The organism is Corynebacterium sp. UMB0012 (assembly GCF_030216265.1).
Taxonomy (GTDB): Bacteria; Actinomycetota; Actinomycetes; order Mycobacteriales; family Mycobacteriaceae; genus Corynebacterium.
This window is the reverse complement of sequence record NZ_JASOKQ010000001.1, coordinates 120,643-134,542: the sequence shown is the minus strand read 5'-3', so window position 1 is coordinate 134,542 and position 13,900 is coordinate 120,643. Positions and strand designations below refer to the sequence as shown.

The following is a 13,900-nucleotide window of genomic DNA, read 5'->3' as shown; positions in this document are numbered from 1 at the left end:
TCTGTGTCCTCACCCCAGCCGATTCGCCCCAAAGCCCCGCTTCTTATCGGCCTTATTGGCCTCATTGCGGTGGCGACCATCATCGTCCCCGTTGCCGCTCTTGGGCTGCGCGTGCCATGGGCGCGCATTAGCGACTACCTCGCGCGCGACGAGATCCGGGATATGCTGCTCATCTCAGTGGCAGCCGCTTTCCAATCCATGATCCTTGCGCTCGTGCTGGGCTTGGGGCTGGCATTGTGGGTGCAGCAGCTCGGCCGCGGCAGCTCCGTAGTGCGCCTCTTGGTCTACCTGCCCTTGGCCATGCCACCGGTGGTGGGCGGCTTGGCCCTTACCGCAGCCTTTGGCCGCAAGGGGTACCTGGCCCCGCTTCTCGACGCCCTAGGCATCCACCTCGCCTTCGCCTTCCCCGGGGTCGTTATGGCGCAGACCTTTGTGGCGCTGCCCTTTGTGGTGGTCGCGGTTGATTCGGCATTGCGCCAGCTGGACCAGGAAATCCTCGCCTCTGCGCGCGGCGTGGGCTTGGGCCGGTGGGAGGTCCTGGGCAAAATTACCCTTCCCTCCATCGCCCCGGCCTTGGCTACGGGCGCGGGGTTGGCCTTCGCGCGCTCGCTGGGCGAATTTGGCACGACGCTGACCTTTGCCGGCTCACAGCCGGGGGTTACCCGCACCATGCCCCTGGGTATTTATTTGGAGCGCGAGGTCGATGCGGATGGCGCGTACGTGCTCTCCGCGCTGCTTATAGGGTTGGCCTTGGCCTGCCTGGCGCTTGCGGGCCTGCCTGCCCTGCGGCGGCGAAGCTACCAGGCGCAGGCCAGGCGGTTGCATGAGATGGACGTCGATAAGCTCCGCGCCCTTACCCGGCCCACCGATGAGCCGGCACTGTCTGTGACCGTCGACGGTGTGCGCACGGATTTTTCCCCGCGCGCCATTACGGCCGTGGTGGGCCCGAATGGTTCCGGCAAGACGACCCTGATGGGGCGCATTGCCGGGCGCCTGAGCGGCGGGGAGGTATCCCCGGAGCACGCCGACATCGTCTTGCTCACCCAGCGTCCGGGCTTGCCGCCGCGTTCGACGGTCGTGCAGGCGGTCGCCATGGTCACCCGCGATAAAGCCCGTGCGCAGGAGCTCCTGGCGGCGGCGGGATTGCACGAGCTTGCCGACGTCCCCGTTCCCGCCCTGTCTGGCGGCCAAGCCGCCCACGTGGCGCTGGTGCGCGCGCTAGCCGCACGGCCGGCGGTCTTGATTGTGGACGAACCCCTTGCCGCAGTCGATGTGACATCGGCCGAGAGGTGGCGCCGCTTCTTGCACGCGGCCCGCGCAGACCGTACCACGCTGCTTGTTACCCATGATGCGCTCGATATTGCGCACCTGGCGCAGGACATGCTGGTCATGGAATCCGGTCAAGTGCGGGCGCACGGCGCAACCGCGCTGCTGCTCGAGGCACCGCCGACGGGCTTCGTTGCGGCGCTAGCGGGTCTCAACCGCCTCGAAGGAACCGTGACCGCGATCGGCGCCTCCGCCGTCGAGGTCGCGTGCGGCGATATTTCCGTTCTGGCGACCACGGAGCATACGTCTTTTGAGCCCGGGCAGAAGGTGGCGGTGACCTTTGACCCGCAGGCGGCCACAATTGGCGCAGCGCCAGAGGCCTGCAATCAATGGGCAGCGCGCGTCCTTGCAGTCGAGGCCACCAGCCTCGCAGCGGCGCAGCTGCGCGTTGATCTGGGCGGCCAAGAGGCTACAGTACCGGTAGACCGCGAGTTCGCTTTAGGCGTCGCGGTGGGTAACATCGTATCCTTAGCGATATCTAGAGCACACGTTTTTGTCCACTCCAACTAGTTTTTCTGTATTCGCAGACCCCAAGGCGGATTTCTACCATGCCTGATTCACTTCCCCGGCCCACCACCGAACTTTTTCCTGAGGCCCTCAACCTCTCACCCAAGCAGCGCGAGGTCCTCACCGCTGTGCAACGCCACCCCGAAGGCGCCAAGGCCGGCACCGTAGCCGAGGAACTAGGCATGCACGTCAACACCGCTCGCGGACACATCGATGAACTGGTCAACGCTGGGGCCGTCAATGTAGTATCCGCGCCGAGTAAGGGCCGCGGGCGTCCCTCCCTCATCTTCCAAGCCCGCATTCCAGATAATAAAGCGGTGGCAGAGGAATACATCACCTTGGTGGAAGTGCTGACCACGATGCTGGCGGATAAGGAAGAGCTTGATGACGCCGCCTCGGCCAAGGCCCTCGAGATCGGGCGACGCTGGGCGCGCGCCGCGGGCGCAGATGCCTCCGATGGTGCGCTCGATACGCTCTTTGCCACCCTGCGCGATATGGGCTTTGATCCTGCCACCAAACCCGATTCAACCGACATCGAGCTTCATGCTTGCCCGTTTGTCTCTTCGGGGATTGAGCCTTCGCCATTCCTGTGCGCGGTACACGCCGGCTTCCTGCAAGAAACCAGCCATGATGACACCTCGATCACCTTGGTGCCGCGCCAGCGCCCCAACGTGTGCCGGCTAAAAATTAAACCTGCGTAAGCTCCACGCGGACGGGGCCGGCCACGGTGAGGTCGATGACGCGGAGGTTTTGCTCGCGGGCGTCGGCAAGAATGCTTTCCTCAATTTCCTCGGTGTGCAACACCATGACGGTGGGGCCGGCGCCGGATAGGTAGGCCGCATAGCCGCGATTGCGCAAGCGGTTCACCCACTCCGCGGTCACTGGAAGCACATCCGCGCGGTACGGCTGGTGCAAGCGATCGCGGGTTCCCTCCCACAGGAGATCCGGGTAGTTCTGCAACGCCGCCACCTGGACCGCGGTGCGCGAGACGTTGAACGCCGCATCCGAATGCGTCACGTGCGACGGCAGGACGCGGCGCACCGCCTGGGTGGAGGCGTGGAAGTCTGGCACGAGCGCGGTGGCGCGGATATCTTCGTGTACCTTGATGGACGCGGCGCGGTAGTCCGGCAAAGAATGGCCGTCGACAGGGACATTGGTCCACGACACCACGGCGTCACCCAACACGGAGGCGGCCGCATTATCGGGGTGGCCCTCAAAGGCGGAAGAAAGCTGCACCACTTGCTCTTGGGTCAGCGGGCTTCCCGCCAGCGCATTGCCGGCGGCCACGCCCGCCACCGCGGCGGAGGCGGAAGAGCCCAGGCCGCGCGACTGCGGGATATTATTATGCGAGACCACGCGCAGGCCGGGCACGGTGGCGTCGGCCGCCGAGAGTGCGGAGCGAATCGCCTTGACCACCAAGTGGGAGCCATCGCGCGGAAGGTCTTCTGTGCCCTCGCCGAAAATTTCCACCGTAAGGCCCGAGGCGGTTACCTCTACCTCGACGGTGTCATACAGGCTCAACGCCATGCCCAAGGTGTCATATCCTGGGCCCAGGTTCGCCGTGGAGGCGGGAACGGTCACGATGGCTTTAGTGCCGACTTCAACTTCGATACTCATAGCTGTCCAGTCTATTTGGCCGGGCTAGCTGCCGAGGCGGATTACGGAATGAACGGCCTTGACCTCTTCGAGCTCGCCCAGGGCAGCCACAATGGTGTCCAAGGTGGCCTCCTTCGCGGCATGGGTGACCACGATGAGGCGGGCGGTGTCCTCGCCGTCTTCCTGGCGCACGGTGCGCAGGGAAACGCCATTATCGGCAAAGACGGCGGAGATGGCGGCCAGCACACCGGTGCGGTCTTGGACTTCCATATCGATGTGGTAGCGGGTTTCTACCTCACCGAAGTCTGCGATAGGCAGGTTGGCATAGGTATTCTCGCCCGGTGCGCGGCCGCCGTGGACGATATTGCGGGCTGCCCCGACGACGTCGCCAAGCACGGCAGAAGCCGTAGGATTGCCGCCCGCGCCGTTGCCGTAGAACATCAGGGAACCTGCGGCCTCAGCCTCGACGAAGATGGCATTATAGGACTCGCTCACGGAAGCCAGCGGGTGCTCCTTGGGCACCAACGTGGGGTGCACGCGGGCATTGACCGCCCCGGAGCCATCCGCACGCTTAAGGCGCTCGCAAATGGCCAGCAGCTTGATGGAATAGCCGGCATCATTAGCGGCGGCGATATCCGCGGCGGTGACCTTGGTAATGCCCTCGCAGTGGACGTCCTCAAACTTCACGCGGGTGTGGAAACCCAAAGACGCCATGATGGCGGCCTTAGAGGCGGCGTCATGGCCCTCTACATCCGCAGTGGGATCGGCCTCGGCATAACCCAAGCGGGTAGCCTCCGCTAACGCTTCATCATAGGAAGCGCCCGTGGACTCCATCGCGTCCAAGATGAAGTTGGTGGTGCCATTGACGATGCCGGAGATGCGCTCTACCTGATCGCCGGCCAGGGAGCGGCGCAGCATGCCTACCACCGGGATCGCGGCGGCCACGGCAGCCTCAAAGTAGAGGTCCACGCCGGCGCGGTCGGCGGCCTCCGCCAGCTCGTCTGCGTGCGCGGCCACCAGGGCCTTATTGGCGGTCACCACCGACTTTCCGGAATTGAGTGCGGCGAGCACCAGCTCGCGTGGGAAGTCGATACCGCCGATAACCTCAACCACGAGGTCGATATCATCGCGGGCGACGAGCGCCTTGGCGTCATCGGTCAAAAGCTCCTTGGGCACACCCGGGCGCAGCTTATTTTTATTGTGGATGGCGATGCCGCGAATCTCGGCTGGGCCACCGATGCGGTGAGCAAAGGCATGAGCATTCTCTCCTAGCAGGCGAAAGACCTCAGCACCAACGGTGCCGAAGCCCAGCAGCGCGATACCAACGGTCTCGCCCTCGCCCTTGCCGGAATGCTCGTGTGCCTGAAGCTCGCTAGTCGATGCAGCCATAATCCGTCTCCATTGTGCGGTTGGGGTAAAGGTTTAGTGCCCGCTAATTGCGGATACAGGACACTATACAGAACAAGCTGTCTACTTTCGCCCTAAATAGAGCCATTAATAGAAAAGTCCCCGTCACAGGGCGTGAATTAAATTCCGCCATGTAACGGGGACTGAAGGATGGAGGTTAATCCACCTCTAAGGAAAGAAGATCCTCGATGGTCTCGCGGCGCAGCATGGGCTTGGTCTGGCCCACGCGCGTGGCGACGACCGCCGGGCGCACCGCACCGTTATAGCGCGAGGACATCATGTACTGGTAGCCACCGGTAGCAGCAAAGGCGATCAAGTCTCCCGGCTGGATATCATTGGGCAGCTCGCCGTCCTCAAGGAGAATATCGCCGGACTCGCAATGGAAGCCCACCACGCGGGAAGGCACCTCTTCCCCATCACTAAAGCGGTTGACCACGCGCACGTCATAGGCCGAACCGTAAAGCGCAGGCCGGATATTATCTGACATTCCACCATCGACGGAGATATAGCGGCGCAGCGGCAGATCCGACTTGCCAGTTTCTACATCCTTAACGGTACCCACGCGGTAGACGGTCACCGCCGAGCCGGCGACCAAGGAGCGACCCGGTTCCACCAAGAGGAAGGGTGCCTCAATGCCCAACTCCTCTGCGGTGTGCTTGACCGCGCCGAGCATATCGCCGGCCACGCGCTCGATATCCAGCGCCTCCTCATAGGGCATGTAGGGAATACCAAAGCCGCCGCCTAGATCGAGCTCTTCCAGCGTCACACCCAGCTCGGTATAAATCTGGCGGTACAGCCCCATGACGCGCTCCGCGGCAAGTTTGAATCCCTCCGCATTAAAAACCTGGGATCCCACGTGGCAGTGCAGGCCGCTCAGGTGCAGGTTGTCCGCCTCCAAGCAACGCTTGGCAGCAGCAAAGGCCGCGCCCGTGGCGAGCGAAATACCGAACTTTTGATCCTCATGCGCCGTGGCGATGAATTCGTGCGTATGCGCATCAACACCCGGCTTGACGCGGATCATCACCGGCTGGACCTTGCCGGCCTCGCCCGCAATGCGATTAAGTTCTTCCAGCTCGAGCTCGTTGTCAATGACCACGTGGCCCACGCCGGCGTCTACGCACAAACGCAGGTACTCATCGTCCTTATTGTTGCCGTGCGTGGTGATGCGCTCGGCCGGGAACTCTGCGGCCAAGGCAATCTTGAGCTCATTGAGCGAGGCCGCGTCCAAGCACAGGCCTTCCTCATTGACCCAGTTCACGATCTTCTTTGAGATGAATGCCTTGGAGGCATAGTGCACGTGCTCGGGTCCACCGAAAGCGCGGGCCATGTCCTGGCAGCGGGACCGGAAGTCATCTTCATCGAAGACATAGAGCGGGGTCTGGAATTCCTCCGCCAAATCCGGCAGCGGAACACCAGCAATGGTTACTACGCCGTCTTCCTCGCGCTTTGCATTGCGCGGCCAGACGTGGGCCGGCAGCTCATTGAAATCCGCCACTTACATCTTCTCCGGGGTGCTCACGCCCACCATGGTCAAGGCATTGGCCAAGACCACGCGGGAGGCTTGTGCCAGCGCGAGGCGGGCACCATGGATAGGAGCTTCATCCTCGCCAGCCTTGGGCAGGACCTGGCAGGAGTCATAGAAGCGGTGGAATACCGCGGCGAGGTCCTCGGCATAACGGGCGATGCGGTGCGGCTCGCGCAGCTGCGCGGCTTCCTCCACCACGGCTGGGAACTCACCCAGGGTGCGGATGAGGTCGCCCTCGCGATCATGGGTGAGCAAGGAAAGATCCGCGCCTTCCGCATCGACGCCCAGCTCGGCTGCCTTGCGGCCGATAGAGCACAGGCGGGCGTGGCCGTACTGCACGTAGTAGACGGGATTATCGGAAGACTGCGTCTCCCACAGGCCCAAGTCAATATCGATGGTTTGATCCACGGAAGAGCGCACCAGGGAATAGCGCGAAGCATCCACGCCAATGGCGGCGACGAGATCCTCCATGGTGATGACCGTGCCTGCGCGCTTAGACATGCGCACCGGCTTGCCATCACGCATGAGGTTAACCAGCTGGCCGATAAGAACCTCGACGGCATCGGCGTCGTAGCCTAGGGCAGCCGCTGCCGCCTTCAAACGCGGCACATAGCCGTGGTGGTCTGCGCCCAGCATGTAGATATTCAAATCGTGGCCGCGATCAAACTTATCGGCCACGTAGGCAATGTCACCTGCAATATAGGCTGCATTGCCATCGGACTTGACCACCACGCGGTCCTTGGAGTCGCCATAGTCGGTGGACTTGAGCCACCACGCATTCTCGGCCTCGTACATATGGCCTTCGGCCTTGAGCTTTTCCAACGCTGCATCCACAGCACCGGAGTCAAAGAGGGAGTTCTCGTGGAAGTAGACATCAAAGTCCACGCCAAACTCGTGCAGGGACTGCTTAATCTGCGCAAACATCATCTCCACGCCGTCTGCGCGGAAAGCTTCCTGGACCTCTTCGTCGCTGCCCTCTAGCGCGGATGGGTTCTTCTCCACAACAGCCTGGGCGATGTCCTGGATATAGGCTCCACCGTAGCCATCCTCCGGAGTCGGCTCGCCCTTCGCGGCAGCCACCAGGGAACGGGAGAAACGGTCAATCTGGCCGCCATGGTCATTGAAGTAATACTCGCGGGTAACCTCCGCGCCAGAGGCCTCCAGCACGCGGCCCAGGGAATCGCCTACGGCCGCCCAACGGGTGCCGCCAAGGTGGATCGGGCCGGTCGGGTTCGCGGAGACAAACTCTAGGTTGACTTTCTTGCCCGCAAAGGCATCATTATTGCCATACTCCTTGCCTGCGCGGAGAATCTGAGCGACGATTTCTCCCTGGGCGTCGGCAGCGAGGCGAATATTAATGAACCCAGGTCCCGCAATGTCAGCCTCGGCAACGGCATCATTGTCTGCCAAGGCCTCTGCCAACCAGCCGCCTAGCTCGCGCGGATTAGCACCGGCCTTCTTGGCCACCTGCAGCGCCACGTTGGTGGCATAATCGCCGTGCTCAGGGTTGCGCGGACGCTCAACGGTTACCGTTTCTGGCAAGACAGAGGAATCAAGCTCATGGCTTTGCATGACCTTAACGGCAGTTTCTTTAATCAATGTGGCCAAATCAGCTGGTGTCATGTCGCACGATTCTAGTGGACTGAAAAGTCAAGTGTGAAAAGGGCCGCGCCAGAATACTCCCCTTTGCAGCGCAAACGGTGGATAGCAGTTTTCTACAACACTAATATTGCGAAATAATTGCTGGTCAAGCGGGGGACGCATTACGCACGTACTACTTAAAGGGAGTAAGGTCGTGCCTACCCCATGTAAAAAATCAACGAGGAGCACCGTATGCGCATTGCGCTATTTTCCACTTGCATTGGTGACGCCCTTTTCCCGGACGTACAAAAGGCAACGGCACTGGTTCTCTCCCGCTTGGGCCACGAGGTGGTCTTCCCGGAGGAACAGACCTGCTGCGGCCAGATGCACATCAATACCGGCTATCAGAAGGAAACCCTGGGAATGATCCGCTCCTATGCGGATGCCTTTGCCGACCCCTCCATTGATTATGTCGTCGCGGCCTCCGGCTCCTGCGTCGGCGCCGTTCGCGAGCAGCACGAGCGCATCGCTGACCGATTTGGCAACTCCGCCGACGTCGACGGCGCGCGCAAGACCACTCAGAAGACCTTGGATCTCCCGGAATTCCTAGTGGATATCGCCGGTGTGACCAATGTCGGCGCATTCTTCCCCCACCGCGTGACGTACCACCCCTCCTGCCACGGCCTGCGCTTTTTGAAGCTAGGAGACCGCCCACTACAGCTTCTCCAAGAAGTAGAAGGAATTGACCTGGTCACACTTCCCAATAAGGAAGAATGCTGTGGCTTCGGCGGCACCTTCGCCATCAAGAACGCAGAGGTATCCCGCGCGATGGTCACCGACAAGACTCGCCACATCAAGGAGACTGAGGCTGAGTTCGTCACCGGCGGTGACTCTTCTTGCCTCATGAACATCGGTGGTGCCCTGAGCCGCCAGCGTTCCGGCGTCCGCGCCGTGCACATGGCTGAGATTTTGGCTTCCACCAAGGAGCACCCATGGACTCCGACCTCCGCCGCTTACTCCAAGGAGACGATGCTCTAATGACCTCTTTCCTCGATACCACCCCACCACGCGCGCCGGAAGGCTACGGCAACCTGCGTGGCAGCAAGGCCTTTGTTCCCCTGGCACACGTTGGTCTGAATAACGCCACCCAGCGCCACAACCTGCAACACGCCACCACCTCCATTCGTGAGAAGCGCTCCAACGCTGTGGAGGAGCTGGACGATTGGCAGGAGCTGCGCGCTGCGGGTTCCGCCATCAAGGAAGATGTTGCCGCTCGCATGCCAGAACTGCTCGAGCAGTTCGAAGAGGCAGTCAAGGCTCGCGGCGGCATCGTCCACTGGGCACGCGATGCCAAGGAAGCTAACCAGATCATTGAGGGTCTGATTCGCGCTACCGGCGAGACCGATGTGGTCAAGGTTAAGTCCATGGCCACCCAGGAAATCGGCTTGAATGAACACCTGGAGGCCGCGGGCATCAATGCTCGCGAGACCGACCTGGCCGAGCTCATCGTGCAGCTAGGTGAGGATAAGCCGTCCCACATTCTGGTTCCGGCTATCCACCGCAACCGTGCGGAGATTCGCGATATCTTCGTCAACAAGATGCCGAATACCGATGACACCCTGCAGGCTGAGCCGGCAGAGTTGGCCGAGGCTTCCCGCCAGTTCCTGCGCGAGCAGTTCATGCAGGCCAAGGTTGCCATTTCCGGCGCCAACTTCGGTGTAGCAGAAACCGGCACCATCAACATCGTGGAGTCCGAGGGCAATGGCCGCATGTGCCTTACCCTGCCGGAGACCCTCATTACCGTGATGGGCATCGAAAAGCTGGTTCCTACCTTCCAGGACCTGGAGGTCTTCCTCCAGCTGCTGCCGCGTTCTTCCACGGCAGAGCGCATGAATCCATACACCTCCATGTGGTCCGGCGTTACTGAGGGCGATGGCCCGCAGAACTTCCACTTGGTGCTGCTGGATAACGGCCGTACCGCGGCCCTGTCCTCCCCGATTGGTCACCAGGCTCTCAAGTGCATCCGTTGCTCGGCTTGCCTGAATGTTTGCCCAGTCTACGAGCGCGCCGGCGGCCACGCCTACGGCTCTGTCTACCCTGGCCCGATCGGTATTTCCCTGACGCCGCAGCTGACCGGCATGAAGGACCACAACGATCCTTCCGCCAGCCTGCCTTATGCGTGCTCGCTGTGTGGCCGCTGCGACGAGGTGTGCCCGGTGAAGATTCCGCTTTCCGACGTCATTTTGGAAAACCGCCACCAGAAGGTTACCCACGCCACCCCACCAATCGAGCCGAAGCTCTTCAAGACCATTCAGCTTCTGTGGAGCAACCCGAAGCTGTGGAACAAGGCAACCCACATGGTCGCCTTGGGCCGCATCTTGGGTGGTACCAACAAGACCATCGAATCCCTGCCACTGTTTATGTCCGGTTGGTCTGAGGGCCGCGACACCGCGGTTCCGCCAAAGAAGTCCTTCCGCCAGTGGTTCGAGTCCGAAGAAGGCAAGGAGCTTCTTGCCGAGGCCCGTGAGGAGTCCAAAAAGTGAACGCAAAGCAGGAAATCCTAAGCCGCATCCGCTCCGCCCAGAAGCAGGCTGGTTTGCCCGACCACGTTGATGCCCCGCGCGACTACCACCACGAGGGCACCCTGAACGCGGACGAGCTGCGCGATATGCTCATTGACCGACTCGAGGATTACAAGGCCGAGGTGCACGTCACCGAGGAAAGCGAGCTCAAGCAGACCATCGCCACGATCCTCAAGGACCGCGAGTGCAACGACATTCGTTACGCCGAAGGCATGGACGCCACCCTCTTCGAGGGCTTCGACGCCAAGCCGGACGATAAGTCCGTCGATCCGCGCACCCTGAACGAGACCGACGCTGTGGTCACTTATTCCCACGTCACCTCCGCGCAGACCGGCACCATCGTGCTCGAGTCTGACGAGCGTTGCGGCCGTCGCGCACTGACCCTGGTTCCGGACCGCCACCTGTGCATCGTCCACCAGAATGAGATCGTCTACGGCATCCCCGAGGTCATCTCCCGCATGAACCCGGAGAAGCCAGCGACCTGGATCTCCGGCCCGTCCGCTACCTCCGATATCGAGCTCACTCGTGTCGAGGGCGTACACGGCCCGCGTGACCTCATCGTTGTCATCGTTAAGTAGTACTGCGTAGCCCCTCTCCTGCCTCGGCCGGTGAGGGCACCCACCTACTGTGAGTATGATGCCAAAAGCATCAAAAAAGCATAGGCTAGGTCTACCAATTACTTTTATTCTGGAGACCTAACCTATGCTTTCTTTTTCTTCTAAGCTTGCGGCCACACTCGGTGCTGCTGCGGTCGCCATTGGTGTCACTGCGCCGATTGCCGCAGCCGCGCCAGCCCCCGCGCCGCAGGACACCAAGCCCGCCATTTCCTGGGAAGACTGCCCTGAGCAGGTAGACATCGACAATGCCGAATGCGGCCGCATCGAAGTGCCTACGTACTACGACAACCCACAGGCCGGCACCATTAGCGTCGGCTTCGTGCGCGTTCCCGCCGCAAACCCAGGCGCCCGCCGTGGCGCGTTGTTTACCAACCCTGGTGGCCCAAGTGGCGATGCCTATGGTTGGGCCGGCAATACCGCTGTTCCATGGCCACAGGCCGTGCGCGATGAGTGGGACACCATCGGTGTACAACCGCGTGGCCTGCCTGGCTCCACGCCAGTAAAGTGCGATGCCACGGCCACCAGTAATCCGCTCCAAGGAAGCCTCCAGGTAGGTAAGCTCACCCGCGATGCCTGCGAAAAGCACACCCCGGGCTATACCAACTCGCTGACCACCGCGAATACCCTGCAGGACTGGGAAATGGTGCGCCGTGCTTTGGGCGAGGAAAAGATTGATATCGCCGGCACCTCCTATGGCACCTACCTCGGCTCCGCCTACGCCACCAAGTATCCGGAGCACACCGGCAAGGTCCTGCTAGATTCGGGCATGAGCCCCAAGCTGGCGTGGAATGGCATCTTTGCTTCGCAACAGCGAGGCTATGAAAAGGGACTGCACGACCTCTTCGGGTTCATTGCTAAAAATGACGCCAAATACCACCTCGGCACCACCCCATTGCAGGTCTATGAAAAGTGGTCACAGAAGGTAGCCCGCGAGGCCGGCGTTCGCCCCACGGTCTTGCCCCCAAATGCCAAGATTGGTGACCTCCCACCAGGGCTCGAGTTTGCCGGCCAGCCTGGTGCTGACATCATGACCGCCACCGGCCCGCTGCGGGTGCAGGCGGAGTTTCTCAGCCAGAAGATTCAGCACCCCAATGCTGTGCAGGTTTCCTCCCCACTCTTGGGGATGACGCGCGTCGTTGTTCCGGTTCCTGCGCAGTGGGATGCCTTTGCCAAGCACTTGAATGGCAGCGAGCCTTTGGATTCCGATCAGTCCGATCCGGCGGCAGTGCGCAAGGAACAAGAATCCGTGGCTCAGGCGATGAATATGCAAAACCTCATCGTCTGCAACGAAAACACCGTGCCGGGCAATCCGCTGCTGTACCCGAGCTACCTGTGGTCCAACTTCGTCAGCGCTGATCCCTTCACCCAATTCAACTCTCTCTACGGCTCCGGCGCAGGCTGTGGTGGACGTGCGCCGGTCACGGGCCAGGCACCTCTCGATGGCTCTAAGCTCGCCACCAAGCCCCTCCAGATTCAGGCTACGGGCGACCCACAAACGCCGTATCAGTACCACACCAGCCTCTCAAAGCCGATGCAGTCTCGAGTTGTCACCGTCCATGGCCCTGGCCATGCCCACTTCGCATCTAAGAATAAGGTCGTCGATGACATCGGCGTGCACTACCTGCGCACCGGTGAGGTCACTACCACCGACGCCCCCGGGTTGATTTAGTCCCCCACTGACCCATGCGCTAAAATCACATCGTTGGGAATTTTCCCAGCGATGTCTCCGTAGCTCAGCGGATTAGAGCATCGGTTTCCGGTACCGAAGGTCGCAGGTTCGATCCCTGTCGGGGACACACTCACCGCTGACCACCAGGACTTTCTGGTGGTCAGCGGTTCATTTTTCCTCCGGTCAGCTAGTCTTTCCTGGCTGGACACAAGCCTTCTATTGCCACTCCGGGTTGTCGGTATCCACCCCTTGTGCCTTAGCCGCATGCTCAATCGCGTCTGCCAGCCACTGCGCCAACCCCTCCTGCTGCGTCTCATAGTGGGCACGGAAGCGTTCATCAGCCACATAGCCGCGCGAGATTAAGAAGTGCTTTGCCGGCGTGACGGGAAAGAAGGCACTGAGAGCTACGCGGTGCTTGTCGACGAGCCCCTGGGCCTCCTCCGACCCCGCAGCCACACCGCCTGCTACGGCCTCGGCCAGTTCTTTTTCCACCTCAGCGACGCCGGCTTGCGCATCGCTCCAGTTCTTCTCCGACCAGCCGGCAGTGCGCTGCTGATACATAGCCCAATCCTCGCTCGATCCGTAGGCCTCCTCGGCTTCTTGTTGGTGCGCGGCGAAGTTGGCATCGCCAACAATTTGTCCAATTTCTTCGGTGGTGAGCTTTCGGTTATTCATTGCATCCTCCATCAAGGTGTCAATTGCTGCCAGCATGTCGCTAAGACTGTCACGCTGCGCGAGCAGGCTTTCTCTTTGCCTCCGTAAATGTTCCAGATCGGAAGCATCGCCATCCAGCAGCCGTTTAATATCGGTCAATTTCATACCGGTAGCGCGGTAGATCAGAATCTTCTGCACGCGGGCGCAGTCTTCCTCGGTATACAGCCGGTAATTGGACCAGCTGCGCCACGTGGGAGATAGCAAGCCTTGTGCCTCCCAGTGGTGCAAGGTGCGCACCGTAATGCGGAAGAGCGCTGCTACCTCGCCAACGGTATAAAGAACTTCATCGATGTCGTCCATGGCTTCATTGTCGCGCCTAACGCCACGTCAGGGTCAACCCCAGAGAAAATCTGCAGAAACTGTTGCCAGAGTGTTG

At 61.2% G+C, this 13,900-nt stretch carries 11 protein-coding genes and 1 tRNA gene; 7 read left to right on the top strand and 5 right to left on the bottom strand.

What is annotated here, in order from left to right; genetic code table 11:
- Positions 1-3 precede the first annotated feature (3 nt).
- Both QP324_RS00630 and QP324_RS00625 read left to right on the top strand, forming a co-directional pair.
- Positions 4-1,836 carry an ATP-binding cassette domain-containing protein gene (locus tag QP324_RS00630; protein WP_284813892.1) on the top strand — a complete coding sequence of 611 codons (1,833 nt, stop codon included), beginning with the start codon at positions 4-6 and terminating at the stop codon, positions 1,834-1,836.
- 38 nt (positions 1,837-1,874) lie between these two features.
- The gene (locus tag QP324_RS00625; RefSeq protein ID WP_284813891.1) at positions 1,875-2,534 is read left to right on the top strand and encodes a metalloregulator ArsR/SmtB family transcription factor; all 660 of its coding nucleotides are present in this window, start codon (positions 1,875-1,877) and stop codon (positions 2,532-2,534) included.
- Here the strand turns inward: QP324_RS00625 and thrB are convergent.
- The 4 genes from thrB to argS form a co-directional block, all read right to left on the bottom strand.
- Entirely contained in the window at positions 2,521-3,450 is a 930-nt protein-coding gene (thrB, locus tag QP324_RS00620; protein WP_284813889.1) for a homoserine kinase, read from the bottom strand. The genes QP324_RS00625 and thrB overlap by 14 nt on opposite strands.
- Before the next feature lie 24 nt (positions 3,451-3,474).
- Positions 3,475-4,818: a homoserine dehydrogenase gene (locus tag QP324_RS00615; RefSeq protein ID WP_284813888.1), complete on the bottom strand. Its 1,344-nt coding sequence runs from the start codon at positions 4,816-4,818 to the stop codon at positions 3,475-3,477.
- A gap of 175 nt (positions 4,819-4,993) precedes the next feature.
- Positions 4,994-6,331: a diaminopimelate decarboxylase gene (gene lysA, locus QP324_RS00610; protein WP_239277944.1), complete on the bottom strand. Its 1,338-nt coding sequence runs from the start codon at positions 6,329-6,331 to the stop codon at positions 4,994-4,996.
- Positions 6,332-7,984, bottom strand: a complete 1,653-nt coding sequence (gene argS, locus QP324_RS00605) for an arginine--tRNA ligase (protein ID WP_284813886.1) — start codon at positions 7,982-7,984, stop codon at positions 6,332-6,334.
- A 210-nt stretch (positions 7,985-8,194) separates the two neighbouring features.
- Between argS and QP324_RS00600 the strand changes: the two genes are divergently transcribed.
- The 5 genes from QP324_RS00600 (at position 8,195) to QP324_RS00580 (ending at position 12,937) form a co-directional block, all read left to right on the top strand.
- Positions 8,195-8,980, top strand: a complete 786-nt coding sequence (locus QP324_RS00600; protein ID WP_284813884.1) for a (Fe-S)-binding protein — start codon at positions 8,195-8,197, stop codon at positions 8,978-8,980.
- Positions 8,980-10,485 carry a lactate utilization protein B gene (locus tag QP324_RS00595; protein ID WP_239278031.1) on the top strand — a complete coding sequence of 502 codons (1,506 nt, stop codon included), beginning with the start codon at positions 8,980-8,982 and terminating at the stop codon, positions 10,483-10,485. Before QP324_RS00600 ends, QP324_RS00595 begins: the two co-directional genes overlap by 1 nt.
- Positions 10,482-11,102, top strand: coding sequence for an LUD domain-containing protein (locus QP324_RS00590; protein WP_284813883.1), 621 nt, complete (start codon positions 10,482-10,484; stop codon positions 11,100-11,102). The genes QP324_RS00595 and QP324_RS00590 overlap by 4 nt, the downstream gene beginning before the upstream one ends.
- Before the next feature lie 124 nt (positions 11,103-11,226).
- The gene (locus tag QP324_RS00585) at positions 11,227-12,810 is read left to right on the top strand and encodes an alpha/beta fold hydrolase (protein WP_284813881.1); all 1,584 of its coding nucleotides are present in this window, start codon (positions 11,227-11,229) and stop codon (positions 12,808-12,810) included.
- 53 nt (positions 12,811-12,863) lie between these two features.
- Positions 12,864-12,937: transfer RNA gene (locus QP324_RS00580), tRNA-Arg, on the top strand.
- A gap of 89 nt (positions 12,938-13,026) precedes the next feature.
- Here the strand turns inward: QP324_RS00580 and QP324_RS00575 are convergent.
- Entirely contained in the window at positions 13,027-13,824 is a 798-nt protein-coding gene (locus QP324_RS00575) for a MerR family transcriptional regulator (RefSeq protein WP_284813879.1), read from the bottom strand.
- Between the last annotated feature and the right edge of the window lie 76 nt (positions 13,825-13,900).

Bases quoted from the DNA above. Each gene is read 5' to 3' on its own strand.
- QP324_RS00600 (WP_284813884.1), top strand. From the start codon at position 8,195: ATGCGCATTGCGCTATTTTCCACTTGCATTGGTGACGCCCTTTTCCCG.
- QP324_RS00595 (WP_239278031.1), top strand. From the start codon at position 8,980: ATGACCTCTTTCCTCGATACCACCCCACCACGCGCGCCGGAAGGCTAC.
- thrB (WP_284813889.1), bottom strand. From the start codon at position 3,450: ATGAGTATCGAAGTTGAAGTCGGCACTAAAGCCATCGTGACCGTTCCC.
- QP324_RS00625 (WP_284813891.1), top strand. From the start codon at position 1,875: ATGCCTGATTCACTTCCCCGGCCCACCACCGAACTTTTTCCTGAGGCC.
- QP324_RS00615 (WP_284813888.1), bottom strand. From the start codon at position 4,818: ATGGCTGCATCGACTAGCGAGCTTCAGGCACACGAGCATTCCGGCAAG.
- QP324_RS00575 (WP_284813879.1), bottom strand. From the start codon at position 13,824: ATGGACGACATCGATGAAGTTCTTTATACCGTTGGCGAGGTAGCAGCG.
- argS (WP_284813886.1), bottom strand. From the start codon at position 7,984: ATGACACCAGCTGATTTGGCCACATTGATTAAAGAAACTGCCGTTAAG.
- QP324_RS00585 (WP_284813881.1), top strand. From the start codon at position 11,227: ATGCTTTCTTTTTCTTCTAAGCTTGCGGCCACACTCGGTGCTGCTGCG.